The sequence below is a fragment of the Methyloversatilis thermotolerans genome, assembly GCF_000372885.1.
In the GTDB taxonomy this organism is placed as follows: Bacteria; Pseudomonadota; Gammaproteobacteria; order Burkholderiales; family Rhodocyclaceae; genus Methyloversatilis; species Methyloversatilis thermotolerans.
Map to the genome: position 1 here is coordinate 698,822 of NZ_KB889967.1, position 23,745 is coordinate 722,566.

Annotated in this window: 21 protein-coding genes; 13 read left to right on the forward strand and 8 right to left on the reverse strand. The window is 65.5% G+C overall.

Going from position 1 to position 23,745, the window contains the following annotated elements:
• Positions 1-73 precede the first annotated feature (73 nt).
• Entirely contained in the window at positions 74-4,054 is a 3,981-nt protein-coding gene (purL, locus tag A3Q7_RS0102820) for a phosphoribosylformylglycinamidine synthase (RefSeq protein ID WP_018410336.1), read from the forward strand.
• 61 nt (positions 4,055-4,115) lie between these two features.
• On the opposite strand, the gene A3Q7_RS0102825 is transcribed toward purL, so the two are convergent.
• Positions 4,116-5,027, reverse strand: coding sequence for a LysR family transcriptional regulator (locus tag A3Q7_RS0102825; RefSeq protein WP_018410337.1), 912 nt, complete (start codon positions 5,025-5,027; stop codon positions 4,116-4,118).
• Between the two features lie 104 nt (positions 5,028-5,131).
• On the opposite strand from A3Q7_RS0102825, the gene A3Q7_RS0102830 reads away from it, so the two are divergent.
• The 11 genes from A3Q7_RS0102830 to A3Q7_RS0102880 all read left to right on the forward strand — a co-directional run bounded on the left by A3Q7_RS0102830 (position 5,132) and on the right by A3Q7_RS0102880 (position 15,203).
• Positions 5,132-6,133 carry a YeiH family protein gene (locus tag A3Q7_RS0102830; RefSeq protein ID WP_026224414.1) on the forward strand — a complete coding sequence of 334 codons (1,002 nt, stop codon included), beginning with the start codon at positions 5,132-5,134 and terminating at the stop codon, positions 6,131-6,133.
• 207 nt (positions 6,134-6,340) lie between these two features.
• Positions 6,341-7,201, forward strand: coding sequence for a TSUP family transporter (locus A3Q7_RS0102835; RefSeq protein WP_232417788.1), 861 nt, complete (start codon positions 6,341-6,343; stop codon positions 7,199-7,201).
• Between the two features lie 90 nt (positions 7,202-7,291).
• Positions 7,292-8,074 carry a GntR family transcriptional regulator gene (locus tag A3Q7_RS0102840; RefSeq protein WP_018410340.1) on the forward strand — a complete coding sequence of 261 codons (783 nt, stop codon included), beginning with the start codon at positions 7,292-7,294 and terminating at the stop codon, positions 8,072-8,074.
• 94 nt (positions 8,075-8,168) lie between these two features.
• Positions 8,169-9,899 (forward strand): fumarate reductase/succinate dehydrogenase flavoprotein subunit, encoded by a 1,731-nt coding sequence (locus A3Q7_RS0102845; protein ID WP_018410341.1) that lies wholly within the window; start codon positions 8,169-8,171, stop codon positions 9,897-9,899.
• Between the two features lie 71 nt (positions 9,900-9,970).
• A complete protein-coding gene (locus tag A3Q7_RS0102850; protein ID WP_026224416.1) occupies positions 9,971-10,204 on the forward strand; it encodes a 4Fe-4S dicluster domain-containing protein in 234 nt (77 codons plus the stop codon).
• 10 nt (positions 10,205-10,214) lie between these two features.
• Positions 10,215-11,162: a HEAT repeat domain-containing protein gene (locus A3Q7_RS0102855; protein WP_018410343.1), complete on the forward strand. Its 948-nt coding sequence runs from the start codon at positions 10,215-10,217 to the stop codon at positions 11,160-11,162.
• Positions 11,163-11,171: 9 nt separating this feature from the next.
• On the forward strand, positions 11,172-11,507 hold the full coding sequence (fdxA, locus tag A3Q7_RS0102860; protein ID WP_018410344.1) for a ferredoxin FdxA: 336 nt from the start codon (positions 11,172-11,174) through the stop codon (positions 11,505-11,507).
• A 69-nt stretch (positions 11,508-11,576) separates the two neighbouring features.
• Positions 11,577-13,022, forward strand: coding sequence for an ABC transporter substrate-binding protein (locus tag A3Q7_RS0102865; protein ID WP_018410345.1), 1,446 nt, complete (start codon positions 11,577-11,579; stop codon positions 13,020-13,022).
• Positions 13,023-13,025: 3 nt separating this feature from the next.
• Positions 13,026-14,012 (forward strand): ABC transporter permease, encoded by a 987-nt coding sequence (locus tag A3Q7_RS0102870; protein ID WP_018410346.1) that lies wholly within the window; start codon positions 13,026-13,028, stop codon positions 14,010-14,012.
• A gap of 1 nt (position 14,013) precedes the next feature.
• A complete protein-coding gene (locus tag A3Q7_RS0102875; protein ID WP_026224418.1) occupies positions 14,014-14,883 on the forward strand; it encodes an ABC transporter ATP-binding protein in 870 nt (289 codons plus the stop codon).
• 20 nt (positions 14,884-14,903) lie between these two features.
• Positions 14,904-15,203: a DUF971 domain-containing protein gene (locus A3Q7_RS0102880; RefSeq protein ID WP_232417790.1), complete on the forward strand. Its 300-nt coding sequence runs from the start codon at positions 14,904-14,906 to the stop codon at positions 15,201-15,203.
• A 92-nt stretch (positions 15,204-15,295) separates the two neighbouring features.
• Here A3Q7_RS0102880 and A3Q7_RS19295 read toward each other — a convergent pair whose 3' ends face one another.
• The 3 genes from A3Q7_RS19295 to A3Q7_RS0102895 form a co-directional block, all read right to left on the reverse strand.
• Positions 15,296-15,637 carry a winged helix-turn-helix domain-containing protein gene (locus tag A3Q7_RS19295; protein ID WP_018410349.1) on the reverse strand — a complete coding sequence of 114 codons (342 nt, stop codon included), beginning with the start codon at positions 15,635-15,637 and terminating at the stop codon, positions 15,296-15,298.
• The gene (locus A3Q7_RS0102890; RefSeq protein ID WP_018410350.1) at positions 15,624-17,924 is read right to left on the reverse strand and encodes an FdhF/YdeP family oxidoreductase; all 2,301 of its coding nucleotides are present in this window, start codon (positions 17,922-17,924) and stop codon (positions 15,624-15,626) included. The genes A3Q7_RS19295 and A3Q7_RS0102890 overlap by 14 nt, the downstream gene beginning before the upstream one ends.
• A 149-nt stretch (positions 17,925-18,073) precedes the next feature.
• Positions 18,074-18,997 (reverse strand): LysR family transcriptional regulator, encoded by a 924-nt coding sequence (locus A3Q7_RS0102895; protein WP_018410351.1) that lies wholly within the window; start codon positions 18,995-18,997, stop codon positions 18,074-18,076.
• 240 nt (positions 18,998-19,237) lie between these two features.
• Between A3Q7_RS0102895 and A3Q7_RS0102900 the strand changes: the two genes are divergently transcribed.
• Complete coding sequence (locus A3Q7_RS0102900) at positions 19,238-20,176, forward strand: diguanylate cyclase (protein WP_018410352.1); 939 nt, start codon at positions 19,238-19,240, stop codon at positions 20,174-20,176.
• 20 nt (positions 20,177-20,196) lie between these two features.
• On the opposite strand, the gene A3Q7_RS0102905 is transcribed toward A3Q7_RS0102900, so the two are convergent.
• Genes A3Q7_RS0102905 through A3Q7_RS0102920 form a run of 4 tightly spaced genes read right to left on the reverse strand, consistent with a single transcriptional unit; the run spans position 20,197 to position 23,717 of the window.
• Positions 20,197-20,991, reverse strand: coding sequence for a phosphatase PAP2 family protein (locus tag A3Q7_RS0102905; RefSeq protein WP_018410353.1), 795 nt, complete (start codon positions 20,989-20,991; stop codon positions 20,197-20,199).
• The gene (locus A3Q7_RS0102910) at positions 20,988-21,785 is read right to left on the reverse strand and encodes a metallophosphoesterase family protein (protein ID WP_018410354.1); all 798 of its coding nucleotides are present in this window, start codon (positions 21,783-21,785) and stop codon (positions 20,988-20,990) included. Before A3Q7_RS0102910 ends, A3Q7_RS0102905 begins: the two co-directional genes overlap by 4 nt.
• The gene (locus tag A3Q7_RS0102915; protein WP_018410355.1) at positions 21,782-22,735 is read right to left on the reverse strand and encodes a diacylglycerol/lipid kinase family protein; all 954 of its coding nucleotides are present in this window, start codon (positions 22,733-22,735) and stop codon (positions 21,782-21,784) included. The genes A3Q7_RS0102910 and A3Q7_RS0102915 overlap by 4 nt, the downstream gene beginning before the upstream one ends.
• A 55-nt stretch (positions 22,736-22,790) precedes the next feature.
• Entirely contained in the window at positions 22,791-23,717 is a 927-nt protein-coding gene (locus tag A3Q7_RS0102920) for a ketopantoate reductase family protein (RefSeq protein WP_026224420.1), read from the reverse strand.
• Between the last annotated feature and the right edge of the window lie 28 nt (positions 23,718-23,745).

Consider the following 23,745-nt stretch of genomic DNA (forward strand, 5'->3'; position numbering starts at 1 on the left):
CGTATAATTGTGGATTGGACGGCGCCGGCAGCACGGCCGCCGCCGCTTTCACCTCCCGCCCTTGCCTGCATCCATGGCCCACATCCTGAAGCTCCGCGGTTCCGCCGCCCTGTCCCAAGCCCGCCTTGCCCGCCTGACCGAAAGCTGTCGCGCCGTCGTACCGCGCCTGCGCGAACTGGATGCGACCCAGTACTTCTTCATCGAATGCGGCGCCGCGCTCGAAACCGCTGCGCTGGAGCGGCTATGCGCGCTGCTGGCCGCCCGCCCGGCTTCCGCGATCGAAGGTGAATGCCTGCTGGTCACGCCGCGCATCGGCACCATTTCGCCGTGGTCGTCCAAGGCCAGCGATATCGCCCGCAACTGCGGATTGACCGGCGTAGTGCGCATCGAGCGCGGGGTGATGTTCGAGCCCGCCCTGGCGCGCGGCTTGCGGGCTGGAAGCATGGATGCAGCCGAGCGCGCCGCGCTGGCAGCCGCCCTGCACGACCGCATGACCGAATCGGTGCTCGGCGGACTGGAGGAGGCGGATGCCTTGTTCAGTCATGTACTGCCGCGACCGCTGGTGAGCGTTCCGCTCGCGGACGGTCGGGTCGCGCTGGAGCGTGCGAATTCGGAACTCGGTCTGGCGCTGTCGGATGACGAGATTGAATACCTGTTCAACGCCTACGCGAAACTGGGCCGCGATCCGACCGATGTCGAACTGATGATGTTCGCGCAGGCGAATTCCGAGCACTGCCGGCACAAGATTTTCAATGCAAGCTGGACCATCGATTATCAGCCACAGGACATGAGCCTGTTCGGCATGATCCGCGAAACGCACAGGGCCACGCCGCAGCACACCGTGGTCGCGTACTCGGACAACGCCGCGGTGATCGAGGGCGCGACCACCGTGCCGGTGGACCGCTTCTACCCGGACCGCGAGGGCCGCTGGGGTTGGCATGTCGAACCCATGCATTTCCTGGCCAAGGTCGAGACGCACAATCATCCGACCGCGATTTCGCCCTTCCCGGGCGCGGCGACCGGTGCCGGCGGCGAAATCCGCGACGAGGGCGCAACCGGTCGTGGCGCAAAGCCCAAGGCAGGTCTGGCCGGCTTTTCCGTGTCCAACCTGAACATCCCCGGCTTTGAACAGCCGTGGGAGCGCATCGACAGCGATGCGACATCGCTGCCCTATGGCAAGCCTGAGCGTATCGCATCGCCGCTGCAGATCATGATCGAAGGTCCGCTCGGTGCCGCCGCGTTCAACAACGAATTCGGCCGCCCGAATCTGGCCGGCTATTTCCGCACCTTCGAACTGCCCTTCATGGGCGAGATGCGCGGCTATCACAAACCCATCATGATCGCCGGCGGCATCGGCAACATCGCCGCGCGCGATGCGCTGAAGATCGAGTTCCCGGCTGGCACCAAGCTGGTGGTGCTGGGTGGCCCGGCCATGCTGATCGGTCTGGGCGGCGGCGCCGCATCGAGCATGACCACCGGCACCAATACCGCCGACCTCGACTTCGCATCGGTGCAGCGCGGCAATCCGGAAATCGAGCGCCGCGCGCAGGAAGTGATCGACCGCTGCTGGCAGATGAAGGACGACAACCCCATCCTGGCCATCCACGACGTGGGTGCCGGTGGCCTGTCCAATGCGCTGCCGGAACTGGCGCACGGTGCCGGTCATGGTGCGTGGTTCGACCTGCGCGCGATCCACAGCGAAGAGTCGGGCATGAGCCCGGCCGAACTGTGGTGCAACGAGTCGCAGGAGCGTTATGTGCTCGCCATCGCCCCGCAGCGCATCGCGGAATTCGAGGCGCTGTGCGCGCGCGAGCGCTGCCCGTTCGCGGTGCTGGGCGAGGCGACCGCCGATGGCCAGCTCACGGTGGCCGATCCGCTGTTCAACACGAAGCCGGTCGACATGGCGATGGACGTGCTGCTCGGCAAGCCGCCCAAGATGCACCGCACGGTGTCGCGCCGGCCGGCCTATGCCCCGCCGATGGACGTCGCCGGCTACGACCTGAAGGACGCCGCCTACCGCGTGCTGCGCGTGCCGGCCGTGGCCAGCAAGTCCTTCCTGATCACCATCGGCGACCGCTCGGTCGGCGGTCTCACCGCGCGCGACCAGTTCGTCGGCCCCTGGCAGGTGCCGGTGGCCGACGTCGCCGTCACCTGCGAAAGCTTTACCGGCTATCGCGGCGAGGCATTCGCGATGGGCGAGCGCACGCCGGTGGCGCTGCTGTCCGGTCCGGCCTCGGGCCGCATGGCCATAGGCGAGGCCATCACCAACCTGATCGCTGCCGACGTGCGCAGCTTCGAGCGCATCAAGCTGTCGGCCAACTGGATGGCGGCGGCCGGCCACAAGGGCGAGGATGCCGCGCTGTTCGACACGGTGAAAGCGGTGGCCCTCGATTTCTGTCCGGCCCTCGGGCTGGCGATCCCGGTCGGCAAGGACAGTCTGTCGATGAAGACGCGCTGGTCCGAGGCCGAGGTGCAGAAAGAGGTGGTGGCGCCGCTGTCGCTCATCATCACCGCGTTCGCCGGTGTCGACGACGTGCGCCGGACGCTGACGCCGCAGTTGTTGATCGACCCGGAAATCGACACCGAACTTCTGCTGATCGACCTCGGCCAGATGAAGAACCGCCTTGGCGGCTCGGCCTTCGCCCAGGCCTGTGGCGTGGTCGGCGAACATGCCCCGGATGCCGATGCCGTGCTGCTCGGCCGCCTGCTGCCGGCGATCACCCGCCTGCGCGACGACGGGCTGGTGCTGGCCTATCACGACCGCTCGGACGGCGGCCTGTTCGCCACGTTGTGCGAGATGGCTTTCGCCTCGCACGTCGGTCTGTCCATCAACCTGGACACGCTGGCTTACGACCCGCTGCTGGTCGATGTCGATTCGCTCGCGAAGAAGCCGGATGCAGTGCGCGGCCGTTTCAACGACCGCACCTTCACCGCGCTGTTCGCCGAAGAACTGGGCGTGGTGATCCAGATCCGTGTCGATCAGCGCTCGCGGGTGATGGACATCCTGCGCGAGGCGGGCCTGTCCGGGGTTACCCACGGCATCGGCAGCCCGAACGACCGCGACGAGATCCGGTTCTGGCACAACGCCAAGGTCATTTTCAGCGAGTCGCGTGCGGACCTGCAGAAGGCATGGACCGAAACCAGCCACCGCATCGCCGCGCTGCGCGACGATGCCGACTGCGCGCGCGAGGAATTCGCGCTGCTTGACGACAACGCCGACGCCGGCCTGTTTGCCGCACTCACCTTCGAGCCGCAGGAGGATGTCGCACTGCCTTTCATCAGCAAGGGAGCGCGCCCGCGCATCGCCATCCTGCGCGAACAGGGCGTGAACGGCCAGGTCGAGATGGCCGCGGCCTTCGACCGTGCCGGCTTCGATGCGCAGGACGTGCACATGTCCGACCTCATGGCTGGCCGCCTCAAGCTCGCCGACTTCAAGGGCCTGGCGGCCTGCGGCGGCTTCTCCTACGGCGATGTGCTGGGCGCCGGGTCCGGCTGGGCGAAGTCCATCCTGTTCCATCCGCTGTTGCGTGACGCCTTCGCCGAGTACTTCAGCCGTGAAGACACCTTCTCGCTCGGCGTGTGCAACGGCTGCCAGATGATGAGCCAGCTCGCGGACATCATTCCTGGTGCGGAACACTGGCCGCGCTTCGAGCGCAACCGTTCGGAACAGTTCGAGGCCCGCTTCACCGAGGTCGAAGTGCTGGATTCGCCGTCCATCTTCTTCCGTGGCATGGCCGGTTCGAAAATGCCCATTGTCGTGTCACACGGCGAGGGACGCGCGGTGTTTGCCGACGAACAGGCGAAGTCGCTGGCGCATCTGGCGATGCGCTACATCGACCACGACGGCTCCGTGGCTACGCGCTACCCGCGCAATCCGAATGGCTCGCCGGACGGCATCACCTCGGTCACCTCGGCCGACGGTCGCGCCACCATCCTCATGCCGCATCCGGAACGCGTGTTCCGCACCGTGCAGATGAGCTGGCACCCGGCGCACTGGGGCGAGGACAGCCCATGGATGCGCATGTTCAGGAATGCGCGGGTGTGGGTGGGCTGAGCGCCGACCTGTCTCCAGAAGCGGCAAGAGGCCGGCGCAAGCCGGCCTTTTCGTTTCCCGCTCAGGGGGCTTCAGCGATCTGATCCTCGTCGGGCCTCGGTGCGGCGATCAGCGCCTCGAAGGCGAGGGCGGCCGGACCGAGCGGGCGCTCGGGCAGACGGATGCGGTAGAGCGTGCGCTGGATGGCCGCGCCACCCGGATGCAGCCGGCGCACGCGGCCGAGCGCGAGCTGATCGCGGGCGCAGATGCGCGGCACCAGGCCCAGTCCGCCGCCGGCTGCGACGCTCTGCACGATGGCTTCATTGCTGCCCACTTCCATGGTGCGGGCGGGGGTGAGCCCCAGTTCGTCGAGCACGCGGTCGGTGGCGGTGCGGCTGCCCGAGCCGCGCTCGCGCACGATCCAGGTGTGCTGCGCGAGGTCGGCCGGCCGGAAGCGGTCGTCCGACGACAGGTCGAGGTCGCGCGGCGCGACGATCACCATTTCCTCGCGCCGCCAGATTCTGCGCTGCAGCCGCGTGTCGTCGACCTCGCCCTCGACCAGCGCCACGTCCACCCGGCAGTCGAGCAGCAGATCGGCGATCTGACGGGTGTTGCCGGCGACGACCTGAAGGTCGAGCCGCGGATGCCGGGCGTGGAAGTCGACCAGGAAGGGCGGCATCCAGTAAGTGGCGATGGTGGTGCTCGCGCCTATGGTGAGCCGGCCCCGGTCGAGCGAGCTGTAGGCGCGCAGCGTTTCCGTGGCTTCGCGTTCCAGCGCCAGGATGCTGCGCCCGTAGTCGTACAGCGCCTGGCCGGATTGGGTGGGGCGGAAGCTCTTGCCGCGCCGGTCCAGCAAAACCGTTTCGAGCTGTGCTTCCAGTTCCCTGACCGCCTTGGATACCGCGGGTTGCGTGATGTCCAGTGCCTCTGCCGCGCGGGAAAAGCTCTGTGCGTCCACCACTTTCACGAAGATGCGCAGCAAGTGCAGGTTCATGTATTACCCCAGGTAATCATCTGGTGATTTGCATGATATAGAAGAATGAATCGCTCGCCATCTAGGCTGCGCGCCATCGCTTCCCGATGTAATGCACACGCCCGATGAGCTCTCTTCCCCTGATGCCCGGACGCCCAGTGGGCCTCGCCTCCGCGATCGGCATCGCTCTGCTGTCCGCTCTGCTTGCCCGCATGCCGGGCATGGAAAGCAGCGGTCTGGGCTGGCTCCCGCTGTCGGTCCTGGTGGGCATGGCGGCGGGCAATCTGTGGCCGGCTCTGTCCATGTACGGCGCACGCGGACTGCATCTGGCGCGGGGTCCGCTGATGCGTGCGGGCATCGCGCTGTTCGGGCTGCGCATCGGCTTCGCCGATCTCGGCGCCGCCGGCATTCACGGGGCGGTCGCGGTCGTGCTGATGGTGGCAAGCACCTTGCTGCTGGCGGACTGGCTAGGCCGGCTGCTTGGCGTGGAGCGGGATCTGCGCCTGCTGATCGGCTGCGGCAGCGCCATCTGCGGCGCTGCCGCAGTCGCCGCGGCCGATGGCGTGATCGGCGCGCGCGCCCGTCATGTGTCGGCCGCGGTGCTTGCCGTGGTGGTGTTCGGGTCCGCCTGCATGTTCCTGCTGCCCGCTCTGCAGCCCTTGTCGGGCATGGACGCGCATCAGTTCGGCATGTGGGTGGGGTTGTCGGTGCACGAGCTGGGTCATGTGGTGGCCGCTGCGTCGGCGGGCGGCGGCGACGCGACTGCTGCGGCGCTGGTCGAGAAGATGGGGCGGGTCATGTTGCTGGCGCCGGTGCTCATGCTGCTGGCGCGCGGACTGCGCCGGACCTCGGCGCCGGAGGGTAGCGGCCGCACGCCGGCATTCGCCTGCGTATTCGTGTTGATGATGTTGCTCAATGGCAGTGGCCTGCTGCCGCCTGCCGTGCAGCAGGCCGGCGTGATGGCGGCGCAATTGCTGCTCGCCATCGGTCTGGCCGCGCTCGGCATGCAGACGCGCTTGTCCGATATGGGCGGTGCGGGTGTGCGCGTGTGGCTTCTGGCGGGGGGGCTGTGCATCCATCTCGTGGTGGGCGCTGCCATCCTGGTGCTGATCGGAGCGTGGTCGTGATCGGGGCACCGCTTGAGGGCGCACGTGCGCCGGCATCGTGCGCGACCGGCGCAGGGCCTGCCGCGGGCCGCAGGCCGGAAACGCAGGCAGGACGCCGCGAAGGCCCGCAGAGGCGCCATCCGGTGTGGCTCTTGCTTTATCCAACCTGTCATGACAGGTTGGTCGCGCCGTCCGGGCTGTGCCGACCGCACGAAGGGATATATGGACATGTCTGTGCTCCAGGGCTGGTGGGGGGTACGCGACGCCACCAGTTGGACGGTGATCGCGTCCGCGGTGCTGGCGGGCGGCGTCCTGCGAGGCATGACCGGATTCGGGGCGGCCTTGCTGATGGCACCGTTGCTCGCGCTGGTGGCCTCGGCGCGCGACACGCTGTGCCTGGTCACCTTGCTCAATGCCTTGCCACTGACGCACGCACTTGCGCCTGCCATGCGACGACAGGTGGATCACCGGGTGCTCTTGCCCATGCTGGGCGCGGCCGCATGTGGCCTGCCATGTGGGCTGTGGGCGGTGCAGCGCGTGCCGGCAGGCCACTTCGGACTGCTGGTGGGCTTGTCGGTCCTGCTCAGCGCCGCGTTGATGGCGTCCGGCTGGCGTCCGCGATGGACCCCTGGACCGGCGGGGGCTGCGCTGGCCGGACTGGCCAGCGGCCTGCTGACCGGTTTCGGTGGCGTGGGCGGGCCGCCCGCCATTCTTTATCTGCTGGCCATCGATACCGATGCGCGCCGGCTGCGTGCCAGCTTCCTCGTCTACTTCGGCTGCCTGTATCCGATGGCGCTGGCCTGCATTGCGCTGGGCGGGGTGCTCGACCGCGCGCTGCTGCTGCAATCGCTGCTGCTGGCGCCGCTGTTCCATGCGGGCGGTCTGCTGGGCGAGCGGGTGTACCGGGTGCTCGATCCGCGCTACTTCCGCCGCGTGGTGCTCGCGCTGCTCATGATCATCGGTCTGCTTGCATCGTGGCCACGACAGGCGGCCGATATGGTGCATCGCACAGCGGCGGTGCAGGAAAACCCGGCGAATCGTTCGGGCGAATCCCCGGTAATTCGACATGTAATTGTTTTGAATCAATGAGCTGAACACGATTTTGTGCACGGCGAAAAAGTGGCACCGAGTTTGCATGACATAACCCGTCATAACAGGTTCTTCGACAGGAGCTCCAGCATGGCACCGCAACAGACGCCGGAACCGGATTCCGTACCGGACGCGTTAGGCAAGGATCTTTCGGCGGTATCGCAGATGCCGCTGTATACGCAGATCCGGGAAATCCTGCGCCGTCGCATTCTCGACGGCAGCTATCCCCCTCATACCCAGATGCCGTCGGAAAGCCAGATGATGTCGGCATTCAAGGTGAGCCGCATCACGATACGCCAGGCTCTGGGCGACCTGCAGAAGGAGGGGCTCATCTTCAAGGTGATGGGCAAGGGCAGTTTCGTCGCCAAGCCCAAGGCCTTCCAGAGTCTGTCCAGGCTGCAGGGTTTCGGCGAGGCCATGTCCTCGTCCGGCTACGAAACCTATTCATTGCTGCTCAGCGCGAAGCCGGTGGCTGTGACGCCGCTGGTGGCGCAGCGCCTGCATCTGAAGAAGCACGATGACATGGTGTTCGAGATCCAGCGTCTGCGCTACCTGAACCGGGAGCCGATCTCGGTCGACGTGAGCTACTTCCCGCTCGACATCGGTGAGCGGCTCACCCAGGAGGACCTGGCCACGCGCGACATCTTCGTCATTCTCGAAAACGACTTCGGTCACAACCTGACGCATGCCGATGTGCAGATCGAGGCGATCTCCGCCGACGACTCGCTGGCGCGGCATCTGGACATCGCCGAGGCCTCGCCCTTGCTGCGCATCGAGCGGCTCACCTGGGCCGGCGAACGGCCCATCGATTTCGAATTCCTCTACTACCGCGGCGATGCCTTCCAGTACCGGCTACGGATCGACCGGAGTTGAGGCGGGCAGTGATGCCTGGAAATTGCATCGCAGGAATTCTTCGTTCGCAGGCGGGCGCTGACGCGCCAGAGTGCGACACCCTACAGGAGAGAACATGAAACGCATCGATCTGGAATTCGACCTCGTGGTCATCGGCGGTGGTACCGGCGGCCCGATGGCCGCGGTCAAGGCCAAGGAAAAGAACCCCAAGCTGCGCGTGCTGCTGATCGACAAGGCCAACGTGAAGCGCTCGGGCGCGATATCGATGGGCATGGACGGATTGAACAACGCCGTCATACCCGGTCACGCGACACCGGAGCAGTATGTCAAGGAAATCACCATCGCCAACGACGGCATCGTCGATCAGGAAGCGGTGATGGCCTATGCCGCCAACAGCTTCGACATGATCAACGAACTGGATCGCTGGGGCGTCAAGTTCGAGAAGGACGAAACCGGCGATTACGCGGTGCGCAAGGTGCATCACCTGGGCAGCTATGTGCTGCCCATGCCTGAAGGTCACCACATGAAGAAAATCCTCTACCGCCAATTGAAGAAGGCGCGCGTGGAGGTGACCAACCGCGTCGTCGTCACCCGCGTGCTGACCGGCGCCAACGGCGAAGTGGCCGCGGTGATGGGCTTCGACTGCCGCACCGCCGACATCTATGTCATCCGTACCAGGGCGGCGGTGATCAGCACCGGCGCGGCCGGCCGCATCGGCCTGCCGGCCTCCGGTTATCTGATGGGCACCTACGAGAACCCGACCAACTGTGGCGACGGACATGCGATGGCCTATCACGCCGGCGCTTCACTGGCCAATCTCGAGTGCTTCCAGATCAACCCGCTGATCAAGGACTACAACGGTCCGGCCTGTGCCTATGTGACCGGTCCTTTCGGTGGCTTCACCGCGAACTCCAAGGGCGAGCGCTTCATCGAGTGTGATTACTGGAGCGGCCAGATGATGATGGAGTTCCACAACGAACTCGAGGGCGGCAACGGTCCGGTGTTCCTGAAGCTCGATCACCTGGCGGAGGAAACCATCCAGGAGATCGAAACCATCCTGCATACCAACGAGCGTCCGAGCCGCGGCCGCTTCCACGAGAAGCGCGGCAACGACTACCGCTCGCAGATGGTGGAAATGCACATTTCGGAAATCGGGTTCTGCAGCGGCCACAGCGCATCCGGCATTCACATCAACGCGCGCGGCGAAACCTCGGTGCCCGGCCTGTATGCCGCCGGCGACTGTGCCAGCGTGCCGCACAACTACATGCTGGGTGCCTTCGTCTATGGCCGTATATGCGGCGAGAACGCCGCCGAGTACTGCGCCGAGCGGCCGCTGGTCGACTACGACGCGGGCGCCGCAGCGGCCGAGGAGGCGCGCATCCTGGCCCCGCTGGGACGCACCGACGGACTGACCCCGTTCCAGATCGAGTACAAGACGCGCCGGCTGGTGAATGACTACCTGCAACCGCCCAAGATCACGCGCAAGTACGAGATCGCGCTGCGCCGTTTCGACGAAATCCGTGAGGACACGGCCTGCATGATGGCCGGCAATCCGCATGAGCTGATGCGTGCGATGGAAGCGCACTCCATCATCGACTGCGCCGAAATGGCCGCCCGCGCCTCGTTGTTCCGCACCGAAAGCCGATGGGGCCTCTACCACTACTACGTCGATCATCCCGAGCGCGACGACGACAACTGGTTCTGCCACACCTTGCTCAGCAAGGGCGCCGACGGCCGGATGACGCTGGCGAAGAAGGCGATCGAACCCTATGTGGTGCCCATCGACGAGGAAGAGCGCACCGCCTATCAGCGCCTGCGCGTTGCCCGCAGCGCCGAGGCCGCCTGATTTTCACGACGGCGCTGATCCGCTCCGTTTCCACGACCCGACTCAAGACTCGATTCCACAAGGAGTACGCCATGACCCTAGCAGCTACGCCGACCCAGGTGCCGGTGCAGGTCGACAACGACAAGTGCATTGCCGAGAAGGGCTGCACCGTGTGCGTGGACGTCTGTCCGCTCGACGTGCTCGCCATCGACATGCTCACCCGCAAGGCCTTCATGAAGTTCGATGAGTGCTGGTACTGCCTGCCCTGTGAGACCGACTGCCCGACCGGTGCGGTCAGCGTGTCCATCCCCTACCTGCTGCGCTGAAGGGACCATCATGGAACTGCAGACATTGTCGATTGCCGATCGACTGGCCAGCCCGGATGCCGAGGTGCGCCGCCTGGCCGTGATCGATCTGCCCTACAGCGATGAGGACGACATCGTTCCGTTGCTGCTGCCGCGGCTGCAGGACAGCGACGCCACGGTGCGGACCGAAGCCGTGCGTGCACTCGAGGGCTACGAGGACGCCGAGGTGGTCGAAGCGCTCGCCCCCATGCTGCTCGACCCGGATGCCGAGGTGAGGACGGCCGTTGGACTGGTGCTGTCAGAACTGAAGGAAAGCGCCTCCGCCGCACCGCTCATTCCTTTCCTGAGCGGTCACAGCGCCGAGGTGCGCATGCTGGCGTTGCGCGCGGTGCGCGCGCTGCGCGTCGATGCCGCATTCGCGCCGGCCATGGATGCGCTCAAGGACGCCGATGCCGGCGTGCGCCGCGAAGCGGTCGGCGTGCTTGGCTACCTGCGCCGAGCGGAGGCGATCGGTGCGCTGGCCGAGATCGCGGCGCGCGATCCGGATCACGAGGTGCGGCGCATCGCCATCGGTGCCATCGGCTACTCCAGCGAAGTGAGTGTGCTGCCGGCGCTGACGCGGGCGCTGAGCGATGTGTCCTGGATGGTGCGCGACGAAGCGGCACAGACCCTGGGCAAGTTGCGCCTGGGCCTGGCCATCCCCGAACTGATGCGCGCTATGCAGGACGACTATTGGCAGGTGCGTGTGAAAGCGGCACGCAGCCTCGGGCTGCTGAAAGCGACCGCAGCGCTGCCGTCGCTGATGGAGGCGCTCGCACATCCGATAGGCAATCTGCGCAAGGAGGCCGCGATCGCGCTCGGCGAAATCGCCGACCCGCGTGCCATCCCTGCGCTGGAAAAGGCGCTCGACGACGCCGACCCGGATGTGCGCAAGCTGTCCCGTCTCGCGCTGACCGCCATTTCCCTCGCCCAGAAATAGGAGACCGCCATGACCTTCGTCGTGACCGAAGCCTGTGTGCGCTGCAAATACACCGACTGCGTGGATGTGTGTCCGGTGGAGTGCTTCCACGAAGGGCCGGAATTTCTGGTGATCAATCCGGCCGGCTGCATCGACTGCGGCGTGTGCGTGCCGGAGTGTCCGGCCGAAGCCATCTATGCCGAGGACGATCTGCCGGAGGACCAGCGCGCCTTCATCGACATCAACGCACAACTGGCGCGGCAGTGGCCGGTCATTTCGGCGTCTCGCGATCCGCTGGAGGAGGCGGATCGCTGGGTAGCCGTCAAGGACAAGCGCCAGTACCTCGACATAGCCGAGAAGGTCTGAGCACAGACCCGCACACCGATTTCATCCGTTGCGCAATTTCATCGATCTGACAGGAAGAAGGGGATAGCCATGAATGGACTGATGTACGGCTCGAAGCGACTGCAGCGCACACTGCGTTCCATGCTGTTTGCCGGCTCGCTGCTGGCCTGTGCCGGAACGGCGCTGGCGGAAGTGGTGACGGTGGGCATAGGCACCCAGAACACCACCACGAATACCGTCACCGGCGGCATCGTGGTCAAGGAACTCGGGCTGATCGAGAAGCACCTGCCCAAGACCGGCAAGTACAAGGACATCCAGTTCAGGATCGAGTGGCAGAACTTCACCTCCGGCCCTCCGGTCACCAACGGCATGGTGGCCAACACGCTGCAGATCGGCATGATGGGCGACTATCCCTTGCTGGTGAATGGCGCCACCTTCCAGGCCAGCCCGGACACGAGGAGCCGTCTCATCGCGCTGATCGCCTACAACGCGGATGGTGCCGGCAACGGCATCGTGGTGCACAAGGATTCGCCCTACTACCAGTTGTCCGATCTCAAGGGCAAGAAGGTGTCCGTGCCTTTCGGTTCTGCCGCGCACGGCATGCTGCTCAAGGCGATGGAGGACAAGGGCTGGAAGAGCGACTTCTGGGAGCTGTCCAGCCAGAGCCCGGAGGTCGGCACGTCGAGCCTGCAGGAAAAGCGCATCGACGGTCACGCCGATTTCGTTCCGTTCGCTGAACTGCTGCCCTACCGGGGCTTCGCGCGCAAGATTTTCGATGGCGTCGAAACCAAGGTGCCCACCTTCCACGGCGTGGTGGTGCGCGAGGACTTTGCGAAGAAGTATCCGGAATTCGTCGTCGCCTACATCAAGGCGCTGATGGAGGCCAACGAGTGGGTGCGCAAGAACCCGGTCGAGGCCGCCACGAAGATCGAGGAGTGGACGCGGGTGGAAAAGGAAGTTGCCTACATGTTCCTCGGCCCGGGCGGCGTGCATACGCTGGATCCGACCATCAAGCCGAAGTGGGTCGACACCGTGAAGTATGACCACGGCGTGCTTCAGCGCATGGGCCGCGTGAAGGACTTCGATGCCGATGCCTGGGTCGACGAAACCTATGTCAAGCAGGCGTTCAAGGAACTGGGCCTGGATTACGACAAGCAGAAGGCGAGCTTTGCCAGCTACGAAATCACCGGCACCGATCCGCTGTGCGGCGGCGCGATAGACAAGCCGCGTGAGGCGGGCGAGGTGTGGCTGGAGGGCGGCAGCATTGCCGCCTACAAGTCGGCCGAATGCACGCTGGCTGCGGTCAATGCGGCGACCAAGGCAGGCAAGAAGATCGGCGTGGCTTTCGTGTTCGACCAGGCGTTCAAGATCAAGCTGTTTGCCGACAAGGCCTTCTATTCCATCGTGAGCAAGGGCGGTGCGAGCAGCATCACGCCTTTCCTGCTGAAGAAGGATGCCGAAGCCCATGCCGCCGCCAATGGCGGAAAACTGGGCAGCTACGCCGATGCACTGGCGGTCGCCACGGTAAGGAAATAAGTCATGGCCAATGCGATGAGGATTGCCGCGCTGGACGAGACGGCCCCGCCGTCCGGCGAGGTCGATACGCCACCCGCCGCGGCGCCGGTGGCAACGACCCTGGCGGCCGGCGGGGCCACGCACGCGCCGGTCGTGCCGGTGATGCCGAGACCGTCAGGCATGACGCAACCCGCCGGCGCAACGACAGCCGCCCGCTGGGGTGCCGCGCTACGGCGCGGTTTGCCCGGCCTGTTGCTGGGTGCGCTTTCGATCGGCCTGCTGATCGGCTTCTGGCATCTGGCGACCACTCATCGCTGGGTGTTCTACATCCGCTTCACGAATGTGCCAGGGCCGGTCGAGGTGTTTACCGAGGCGGTGCACCTGTTCGGTGATCGCGGCTTCGGTTCGCACATCCTGCTCAGCCTGAGACGCATCCTGCTCGGCTTCGCGGTGGCGACCGTGCTGGGTGTGACGCTGGGGCTCGTGATAGGCCGCTACAAGGCGATGCGCAGCCTGCTGTTCCCCGCGATGGAAGTGCTGCGTCCGATACCGGCCATCGCCTGGGTGCCCATCTCCATCATGCTGTGGCCGACCACCGAAACCAGCATCGTGTTCATCACCTTCATCGGCGCCTTCTTTCCCATCCTGCTGAACACGGTGCACGGGGTGCAGAGCATGGACGCGGTATTGGTGCGGGCCGCCCGTTGCCTGGGTGCGAGCGAATTCGCGCTGATGACCCAGGTGGTACTGCGCGGCGCCATGCCGCACATTTTCACCGGTCTGGCGGTGGGCATGGGTGTGGCGTGGGTGTCGTTGATCGCCGCGGAAATGATTTCCGGTCAATACGGCGTCGGCTACTTCACCTGGGAAGCCTATTCGCTGATCGAGTACGCGAACATCGTCGTCGGCATGGTGGTGATCGGGGTGCTCGGTCTGGCATGCAGCGGTGCGATACGGCTGCTTGGCCGCGTGCTGATGCCCTGGCAGTCCGGTCACGGCAAGGAGAACTGATATGACGACCCCTCCAGCAACGGCAGCCGGACACATCGACATCCGCGATGTGAGCGTGCGTTTCGTGCAGAACGGCCGGCCCTTCGACGCCGTCAGCAGCGTGTCACTCGACGTGAAACCCGGGGAATTCGTGTCCATCGTCGGACCGTCGGGCTGCGGCAAGTCCACGCTGCTCAACATCGTCGCCGGGTTCCTGCGCGCCGACGCGGGCCGCGTGACGGTCGATGGCCAGGGCATCAGCGGGCCGGGCGCGGATCGTGGCGTGGTGTTCCAGCAGTACTCGCTGTTTCCCTGGCTCACCGTGCGGCAGAACGTGGAATTCGGACTGAAGATGAAAGGGGTGGGGCGCATGTTGCGAGAGGCGCGCGCGCGCACCTTGCTCGGCCTGGCCGGCCTGCTGTCTTTCGAGAACCACTATCCGGATCAGTTGTCCGGCGGCATGAAACAGCGGGTCGGCATCGTGCGGGCGCTGGCGACCAGTCCGCAGGTGATGCTGATGGATGAGCCCTTCGGCGCGCTCGATGCGCAGACGCGGGTGGTGATGCAGGAAATCCTGACCAATATGTGGCAGCAGCTCAAACTGTCGGTGCTGTTCATCACGCACGATATCGAGGAAGCCATCTTCCTGTCCGACAAGGTGTATGTCATGACCGCTCGGCCCGGCCGCATCAAGGCGGAAATTCCGATACCGCTGCCGCGTCCGCGCACACCCGACATGCTGTCTTCACCCGCCTTCCTGTCGCTGCACCGACAGTTGCGCGCGCTGATACGCGAGGAGAGTCTGGCTGCCATGGGTGGCGAGCTGAAGGAGGGCGGGCTGGCCGGTCACGACTGGCATATGGGCGAGCAGAGCGTCGGGGCGGTGCTGTGAGCGCGCTGCCGGTCAGGTTGGTGCTGCATGCTGAATCGCGCCTGCTCGAGATCGAATGGTCGGACGGACTGAACCGTGCGTTGCCGCATGGCCTGCTGCGCGCGCGCTGCCGTTGTGCCCAGTGCGAGAGGGGGCGGCGCGACGGCCAGCCGCCTGCCGAAATCGCGTCGGTAGGTGTGCAGGCGGTGAAGCCGCTGGCCGATCACGGGCTCAACTTCGTGTTCTCGGATGGCCACGAACGCGGCATCTACCCATGGCCCTATCTGCGCGAACTGTGTCAGTCGGAGCAGGCGGCGCGAATGGCTGGAACCGGGGTCTGAAAAAAGAAATGCCGGGGCTGGAACGGCCCCGGCATGAAGGCGTCGAGGAGGAGAAGACGCCGAGGAGAGAGAAACTTTCGATGCGCGCCGGCTCAGTGCACCGGCGGCGGAGGTGGCGTATCGCCGTCCTCCATCAGCAGCGCGCACAGCGCGCGACCTTCTGTCGTCAATTCGACCTGTCCGCTGCCGTCCTCGGTGAGCATGACGCCCACCAGTCCGGCATCTTCCAGCGCAGTGAGCTGGCGACGCAGTGTGCTCTGGCGAGCGCCCACACGCTTCGCCAGCCGTGCGAGCGACATGTCGCGGCTGTCGGCCAGATCTTCGTGCAATGCACGCAGTATGGCGACCGTCAGCGGATCGACACCGTCGTTGTCGCTGCCGGCATCCGGTTCGACATCATCGTCGAACAGGTCTTCGTCGTTACGCGGCGACACGCGAAGGCTCCATCAGGACCGGAATCGACTTCGAGGTCGGTGTGCGCGCCTTGTCGGCGAAGCTGTGCAGCGGTACCAGCGGATTGGTTTCCGGGTAATAGCCGCTGATGCAGCCGTCCGGAATGTCGTACTCGACCAGCTTGAAGCCGTCGGCACGACGCTCGATGCCGTCGTCCCACACGCTGACCAGATCCACCCACTGGCCCGGCGCGAAGCCGAGGCGGTCCATGTCGGCACGGTTCATGAACAGCACGCGACGCTGACCGAACACGCCGCGATAGCGGTCGTCCATGCCATAGACCGTGGTGTTGTACTGGTCATGCGAGCGCGTGGTCATCAGCGTGAGCACGCGATCGCCGAAGCGCTTGCGCGCCTGGTGTATCGGCGTGTCCTTCGGGATGGCGTGCACCTTGAATTCCGCACGGCCGCTGGGCGTGAGCCAGACACGGTTGCGCGAGGCCACACCCAGGTGGAAACCACCCGGACGCACGACGCGCGCGTTGAAATCCTTGAACTGCGGGTACACCTTTTCGATCGCATCGCGGATGCGCGCATAGTCTTCCGCGTACCACATCCAGTCTATGCCGGCGTCCGGCAGGGTGGCCTGCGCCAGCCGGGCGACGATTTCGATCTCGGTCAGGCATTCCGGCGAGGCCGGCTTGTTGATGCCGTAGGAAATATGGACCATGCTCATCGAGTCCTCGACCGTCACACCCTGCGGTCCGAGCGCGGTGGCGTGGATTTCGGTGCGCCCCATGGTGGGCAGGATGAGTGCATCGCGGCCATGAACCAGATGGCTGCGGTTGAGCTTGGTCGTGATGTGCACGGTCAGGTTGCATGCGCGCATCGCGGCGAACACGCGATCGGTATCCGGCGACGCCATAACGAAGTTGCCGCCGAGGCCGATGAACACCTTCACCTTGTCGTCCAGCATGGCCTGTATCGTCGCCACGACGTCGTAGCCATGGTGGCGCGGCGGTTTGAAGCCGAACACCTTTTCCAGGCGATCGAGGAAGGCCGGGGTGGGGCGTTCATCGATGCCCACGGTGCGGTCGCCCTGCACGTTCGAGTGACCGCGAACCGGGCACAGTCCGGCGCCGCGCCGGCCGATATTGCCGCGCATGAGCATCAGGTTGGTGAGCATCTGCAGCGTGGCCACGGCATGCTTGTGCTGGGTCAGGCCCATGCCCCAGGTTGCGATCACGGCCTTGCCGCGTGCGTAGATGCCGGCCAGTCGGTCGATCTCCTCGTACGGCACGCCGGATTCCTCGACGATTTCACTCCAGTCCGACGCACGCAGATCGGCCGCGAAGTCGTCGAAGTGGGCACAGTGCTCGGCGATGAATTCGACGTCGATCACGCGCTCGCCGCCCGCATCGATCACCGCGTCGTCCATTTCAAGCACGCGCTTGGCAACCCCCTTGATCAGCGCGAGATCGCCGCTGAGCTTGGGACGGATGAACACCGAACTGATCTGCACGCCCTTGGGCGACAGCATGTCCAGCATGTGCTGCGGACTCGCGAACCGTTCCAGCCCGCGTTCGCGCAGCGGATTCACCGCGACGATGGTGGCGCCGCGCTTGGCGCATTCGCGCAGCTCGCCCAGCATGCGCGGATGGTTGGTCGCCGGGTTCTGGCCGAACAGAATGAGCGTGTCGCAGTGGTCGAAGTCGTCCAGCGTCACCGTGCCCTTGCCGACACCGACCGTTTCCGGCAGGCCTATGCTGGTCGGCTCGTGGCACATGTTCGAACAGTCGGGGAAGTTGTTGGTGCCGTAGCGACGCACGAACAACTGGTACATGAAAGCCGCTTCATTGCTGGCTCGGCCCGAGGTGTAGAAGGCCGCCTGATCAGGGTCGGGCAGGGCATTCAAATGGTCAGCCATGAGCTTGAAGGCTTCGTCCCAGCTCACCTGAACATAGCGGTCGGTGGCCGCGTCGTAGCGCATCGGATGGGTCAGCCGGCCATGCGCTTCCAGTTCGTAGTCGGACTGCTGCAGCAGTTCGGTCACCGTGTGACGGGCGAAGAAATCCGGGGTGACGCGCTTGGCGGTCGATTCGGCCGCAACCGCCTTGACGCCGTTCTCGCAGAACTCGAAGGTGGAGGTGTGCTCGCGGTCGGGCCAGGCACAGCCGGGACAATCGAAGCCATCGGGCTGGTTCTGCGACAGCAGGGTGAGTGCGCCGCGGCCGGGAATCTTTTCCTTCAGCAAATGGATGGCGACGTTCTTCAGCGCACCCCAGCCACCGGCCGGCGCGTTGTACTCCTTGATCCCTGAATCCGACATGAGCGCTCCGCAATGATTCGTCACGGGCGCTTGATGCCGGTCAATGTGGTTTCAACCGGCCTGTGCCCATGCACTGTTGCGGTGGATGCTGCAAGGGCTTGACAGACCCGTCCAATCGTTTGTCCGGATTCTTTGATAAGCCGTGCTTATCAGCCGCCCGCAGACGGCGTGCCGAAGCGCCGATGCAGATCCAGGCCGGACGCGATGTGCCACAAGGCCGAGGGCAGTGGCGGCAGTGCCGGCAGAGGGTCCGGATCGCGCAGCACCAGACCGATCACGCGCGAGAACAGCGGCTTGAGGCTCACCATCGTCGTGCCGGTAGGGGCGATCGCCAGATCGGTCAGGCTGTGCGGCACCACGCTGTACAGGCCGGCATGGCGCACCTGCGCGAGCAGTGCCGACACCGAATCGGTCTCCACCGCGACGAAGGGCTGCGCCGATGCACGGCGAAAGCCTGCATTGACGATCTGGCGGTTCTGCATGTTCGGCGTGAGCAGGCATAGCGGCAGTGCCGCCGCTTCCTTCCAGCTTATGGTGTCGAGCGCCGCTTCGCGCGAGCCGGCCGGGGCAAGCAGCATGTAGCGCTCCTGGAACAGCGGCAGTACGCGGAAACCCGCTTCGTCGACGTCGTCCAGATAGCACACGCCGGCATCGAGCTCGTATTCGTCCACCCGTCGCAGGATTTCGTCGGTGGATAGCGACAGCACCGAGTAGGCCAGTTCCGGATGCTGGCTGCGGCAAGCTCCGGTCAGCAGCGACACGATGACCGACGAGGTGGGGATGACGCCGAGACGCAGCACACCGGTCAGGTGCGCCTGGGCCACCGATGCCTCCTGGCGCAGGCCGGACAGTGCGGCGAGGCTCTGCCGCGCCCAGGCGAGGATGCGCTCGCCCTCGGCGGTGAAGCCGAGGAAGCGCTGGCCGCGCAGCACGATGGTCACGCCCAGCTCTTCTTCCAGATTGCGGATCGCTGACGACAGCGCGGGCTGGGACACGTGGCAGGCCTTGGCTGCGCGGGCGAAATGCTTCTCGCGGGCGAGGGTGACGAGGTATTCGAGTTGCCGGAAGAACATGGTGTGCGGTCAGCCGAGAACAGGTGCCCGGAACGGTCGTCACGATAGCATGCGGGCGACCGCCTTCTCCCGTTCTCGATCCGGCGGCAAGGATCTGTGCCGACTGTGCAGGGGTTTGCACTTCGCGCGCTTCAGTTTCCGCCGGAAAGGTCGATAGACCTCGGGATCGTCGTGAGACGCACTCGGCCGGGCGGGCGCCGATGCGTGCCGGCCCCGGAATAGCATTGCAGCGGTGATGAAATGAAGATTCTGCTCGTCGAGGACAGCCGCGCCATGGCCGCCATCATGTCGGTGCGGCTGGCGTCCTTCGGCTACGAGGTGTGTATCGCCGAGAATGGCGCGGTAGGCGTGGAGAAGTTCTCCAGCTTTGCACCTGACCTGGTATTGATGGACATCGAAATGCCGGTGATGAACGGTTTCGATGCGACGGCGCGCATCCGCGCGATCGAGGCGACCCAGGACTGGGCGTGGACGCCCATCATCTTCCTGACTGCGTCGGGTACGCACGAAAACCTGATTACGGCCATTGACGCGGGCGGCGACGACTTTCTCGTCAAGACGCTGCCGGAAGCCGTGTTGTGCGCGAAGATGAAGGCCATGGCACGCATCGCGCGCTTGCGCAAGCGGCTCACGCTGGCGAACCACCTCCTCAAGGAACAGGCGATACGCGACAGTCTGACCGGTCTGTGCAACCGTCGACACATGGATCTCACGGTAGACGTCGAGTGGGAGCAGGCACAGCAGACACGTTCCTCGTTCGCCTTGCTCATGCTCGACATCGATCACTTCAAGCAATACAACGATCTGTACGGACATGCCGCCGGCGATGACTGTCTGCGTCGGGTCGCGCGTACCCTGGCCGATGTGGTCGAACGTTTCAACCAGGAGAAGCGCACTCGCGGCGCCCTGGCCGCACGTTACGGAGGCGAGGAATTTGCGGTCCTGATGCCGGATGCCAGTCTGGAAACCTATCGCACGCTGGCCGACGAAGTCATATCCGGAGTACGCGCGCTCGCCATTCCGCATTCGTGCAACGACGACTGGGGTGTGGTGACCACCTCCATCGGCGGCGCCTTCGTACCTTCGGCGGACGCCGAGGTCCTGCATCTTTTCCGTACCGCCGACGAAAGGCTGTACGCAGCGAAACAGGCAGGACGCAACCGCGCGGTGTTGAGCTAGGGTCTGTGGACGTTGCGTGATCAGGTTCGGATCCGTCGCCGCCGCCCGCATTCGCTGGCGACGATGCACAGCGCGAGCCAGCAAGCGCCGGACAACATGCCGGCCACCACATCGCTCGCGAAATGCACCTGCAGCACGATGCGGCTGAAGCCGGTGGTGAGTGCGACCGCAACGGCGGCCAGCACCACAGGCAGATGCCATCGTGCGGGCAGAAGCTGCAGCAGCACATAGGCGAACACACCCCAGGCAGCGACAGTGCCGGAAGCGTGTCCACTAGGGAAGCTCCAGCTTGTTTCCATCGTCACGCCGTGTTCGTGCACCGGCCTCGCGCGCTGGAACGCGCTCTTGAGGCTTACGTTGAGCAGCGAATTGCCGCCGATCACAGCCGCCCAGGTGGCAGCCAGCCGGTACTGATGGCGCCACAGAAGCACGGCAGTGCCGAGTACGCCGAGAACGGTCAGCACTTCGGTGTCGCCGAACCGCGTCAGCACTGCAAACACCTGCAGCGTCGTCACAGTGGCGTGGGTGGCCAAGGCATCGACCAGAGCGTCGTCGAGGGCCGGCAATGCATTGCCTCTGTGCACTGCGAAGGCGATGCACGCGAAAACGATGGCACCGGTGCCGATGGCGCACAGTCCGGCGATCACGATTGCGGTGAGGCGGGCATCACGTGTGCCTCGCCAATCCCGCCACGCGACGAATATCAGCGCGGCGGCGGCCAGGGCTCCGATCAGGAGCACGGCATAGACCAGCCATATCCGGGTGGCGAGCAATTCGGCCAGTGCGGCCGCTCCTCCGGTGATGGAAGCGCTCATCGGCAGTGTCGCGCAAGTGGCAGCGCATTGAGCGCAGCCAGTTCGAACGCACCCGACGCATCGCGAAAGTCCCAGCGTTCGACAATGCAGGCGCGGTCGCCTGCGCGGCGCAGCAGGTTCACCGAATTGCCCGCATCGTGACGGATGCGGTGCGATACCGCAGTGCCGGCCAGCACCGCCCAGGACCAGCGTGGCGCGTGCTCGAGGCGGCGTACCGAGGGCAGATGGATATGGCCGCCCAGCATGAGGTCGGCGCCCGCACGTATCCATTCGCGGATCGCCTCTTCGTGACCGTGGACGCGGTTGCGCCGTTCACTGCCGCGCCCGACCTCCAGGGGGTGATGCAATGCAACCACGCGCAGTGCACCGTTGGGTGCGGAGCGCAGAAGCTCGGCGGTGCGCGCGATCTGCACATCGGACAGTTCGCCATCGACGTGGCGCAGGCGGCGGGTCGAATCCAGACCGATCAGGCGCAAGCCATCCACATCGAGCACCCCGTCGTGGGCCGGTCCGAAATGCCGTCTGTAGCGTGCATAGGGCCGGAACAGGCGGCTTGCAAGATCGAACAGCGGAATGTCGTGATTGCCTGGCAGGGTCAGCCGATGCGGCACGTTCAGGCTGTCGGCGAAGCGGCGGGCGGCGGCGAATTGCGCGGGACGGGCGCGCTGCGTCAGATCGCCGCTCATCAGCAGCACATGCGGGCGCTCGCGCTGCGCCAGACGCAGCAGCGCATCGCACACTTCAGGGCGCTCGGCACCGAAATGCGGATCGGATACCTGCAGCAGCAGGTTCACTCGCGCGCCTCCACCGCGCGCGGCACGACGAGGTTCAATGCGTCGGGCAACACCGTGAACTCGAGCGGCGTACGCATCCATACGATTTCGCCGTCGGTGGCGACCTTGATGCGGCCATGGCTCCTGCGCCTTCTCAGCACGCTCAGGCGCAAGGTGCGGAAGCTGAAGCTCTGTATTTCCTGCGCGTCGCCGAGCCGGCCGAAGGCGCCGCGCGCGAGCAGCCACAGCATGGCCCTGCGTCCTACCGGGCGCAGCGCGAGCGCGGCGAGACGGCCGTGCTCCAGCGCGGCCGCCTCGGCGATGCCGATCTGTTCCAGTTGCAACGGGTTGTTGCCCACGAACAGCGTCGAGGTGTGCATGGTACGCAGCCCGCCGCCGTGCTCGATTTCCAGCGTCAGACGACGATGGCCGCGCAGCAAGGTCGCCAGCCCTGCCCACAGCGCCACCAGACGGGTGCGGCCGAACTGGCGTTTCCATTGTTCGCGGTTTTCGAGCAGGGTGGGGTAGAGCCCGAGACTGGCATTGACCAGGAAAATGTGGTCATTGACGCGGCCCACCTGCACCGGTCTGACCTGGCCGTCGAGCAAGGCGCGCAACGCGGTTTCGGTGTCGGTCGGCAGGCCGTGGGTACGCGCGAAGTAATTGAATGTGCCCTGAGCCAGCACGCCGAAGGGCACACCGGTACCGACCACCGCCTGCGCGACCGCATTGATGGTGCCATCGCCGCCGGCGACCACGACCATGCCCTTCTGCATCCGCGCCTCTTCGACCGCCTGCCAGGCCACTGTGGCGAGCCGGCGCACATCATGTACGTGCAGCATGCGATGCTGGCGGCCACAACCGCTCAGCACCGTTTCGATGATGCGTGCGGTTTCCTCCGCGTCCCGGCTGCCCGAGGCTGCATTCAGGACGATGAACAGGGGGGCGTCGGCGGAAAGTGCGAATGTCATCCAGTCTCCATGCAGCATGTACCGCCGCTCATCATACGGCCTGCCGCTCCCGTTCTCAGCCGGAGGATTCCGACACTCTGCGCGTTTCGTAGGCCTGGAGATGCGACAGGGCGAGATCAAGCATGGGCACCTGCAAGGCATGCTCTTCGGCGCGCCGGCAAAGATCGCCCAGTATGTGCTCCGCTTCGGTCTGTGCGTGACGCAACAGGTCACGCAGCATGGACGCAGTCAGCGTCGAACCGGATTCGGTGAGGGTCGCCCGGTAGCCCTCCATTCTGGCCGGTGCCGGAGCGTGGCCGCAGGCCGATGCGACGGCGGCGCTTTCCGCCAGCATGTCGTCGATCAGGCGGCCACCGGCGTGCGTGGCGAGGATCACCCCGACGGGGGCACGCATCAGGCAGGTGGCTCCGGCCAGTACGCTGATGAACACCAGCTTGTCCCACATGTCCTGTTCGATGTCGGCGGATACGAGGTAATCGGGCGAGATCGCGGCAAGCCGTTCGCCCAGCGACTCGACCATTGTCCGATGCGAATCCGCCCGCGCGCCGATGATGAGCTTCTCGGTCGAGTTCAGGTGACGGATGTCTCCATCTCCGTCCAGCGTGAGCGCCAGATGCGCCACGCCGCCTGCCACGCGCTGGCGGCCGAAACGCCGGTCCAGTGCATCGAGATGGGCGACGCCATTGAGCAGTGGCACGACGGCGCTGTGCGGGCCCATCGCCGGTTCAATCGAATCGAGTGCCGGGTTGATGTCATACGCCTTGCAGGACAGCAGCACCACGTCGGCCGGCGCGTCGACGCGCGTGATGACGTCGGGCTGCAGCCGCAGATCGCCCAGCGGGCTGTGCACCCGCAGGCCGCGGGCGCGCAGGATTTCCGCGCGGGGCGGGCGTACGAGAAAGTGCACATCCGCACCCGCATGCTGCAGGCGCGCTCCGAAGTAGCCGCCTATGCCGCCGGCGCCCAGTATCAGTATCCGCATGATCACCCCCTGTCGTCGGTGCCGCACA

What these genes read in the sequence shown, in the direction of transcription:
- purL (WP_018410336.1), top strand. Translation starts at nt 74, where the DNA reads ATGGCCCACATCCTGAAGCTCCGCGGTTCCGCCGCCCTGTCCCAAGCC.
- A3Q7_RS0102825 (WP_018410337.1), bottom strand. Translation starts at nt 5,027, where the DNA reads ATGAACCTGCACTTGCTGCGCATCTTCGTGAAAGTGGTGGACGCACAG.
- A3Q7_RS0102830 (WP_026224414.1), top strand. Translation starts at nt 5,132, where the DNA reads ATGAGCTCTCTTCCCCTGATGCCCGGACGCCCAGTGGGCCTCGCCTCC.
- A3Q7_RS0102835 (WP_232417788.1), top strand. Translation starts at nt 6,341, where the DNA reads ATGTCTGTGCTCCAGGGCTGGTGGGGGGTACGCGACGCCACCAGTTGG.
- A3Q7_RS0102840 (WP_018410340.1), top strand. Translation starts at nt 7,292, where the DNA reads ATGGCACCGCAACAGACGCCGGAACCGGATTCCGTACCGGACGCGTTA.
- A3Q7_RS0102845 (WP_018410341.1), top strand. Translation starts at nt 8,169, where the DNA reads ATGAAACGCATCGATCTGGAATTCGACCTCGTGGTCATCGGCGGTGGT.
- A3Q7_RS0102850 (WP_026224416.1), top strand. Translation starts at nt 9,971, where the DNA reads ATGACCCTAGCAGCTACGCCGACCCAGGTGCCGGTGCAGGTCGACAAC.
- A3Q7_RS0102855 (WP_018410343.1), top strand. Translation starts at nt 10,215, where the DNA reads ATGGAACTGCAGACATTGTCGATTGCCGATCGACTGGCCAGCCCGGAT.
- fdxA (WP_018410344.1), top strand. Translation starts at nt 11,172, where the DNA reads ATGACCTTCGTCGTGACCGAAGCCTGTGTGCGCTGCAAATACACCGAC.
- A3Q7_RS0102865 (WP_018410345.1), top strand. Translation starts at nt 11,577, where the DNA reads ATGAATGGACTGATGTACGGCTCGAAGCGACTGCAGCGCACACTGCGT.
- A3Q7_RS0102870 (WP_018410346.1), top strand. Translation starts at nt 13,026, where the DNA reads ATGGCCAATGCGATGAGGATTGCCGCGCTGGACGAGACGGCCCCGCCG.
- A3Q7_RS0102875 (WP_026224418.1), top strand. Translation starts at nt 14,014, where the DNA reads ATGACGACCCCTCCAGCAACGGCAGCCGGACACATCGACATCCGCGAT.
- A3Q7_RS0102890 (WP_018410350.1), bottom strand. Translation starts at nt 17,924, where the DNA reads ATGTCGGATTCAGGGATCAAGGAGTACAACGCGCCGGCCGGTGGCTGG.
- A3Q7_RS0102895 (WP_018410351.1), bottom strand. Translation starts at nt 18,997, where the DNA reads ATGTTCTTCCGGCAACTCGAATACCTCGTCACCCTCGCCCGCGAGAAG.
- A3Q7_RS0102900 (WP_018410352.1), top strand. Translation starts at nt 19,238, where the DNA reads ATGAAGATTCTGCTCGTCGAGGACAGCCGCGCCATGGCCGCCATCATG.
- A3Q7_RS0102905 (WP_018410353.1), bottom strand. Translation starts at nt 20,991, where the DNA reads ATGAGCGCTTCCATCACCGGAGGAGCGGCCGCACTGGCCGAATTGCTC.
- A3Q7_RS0102915 (WP_018410355.1), bottom strand. Translation starts at nt 22,735, where the DNA reads ATGACATTCGCACTTTCCGCCGACGCCCCCCTGTTCATCGTCCTGAAT.
- A3Q7_RS0102920 (WP_026224420.1), bottom strand. Translation starts at nt 23,717, where the DNA reads ATGCGGATACTGATACTGGGCGCCGGCGGCATAGGCGGCTACTTCGGA.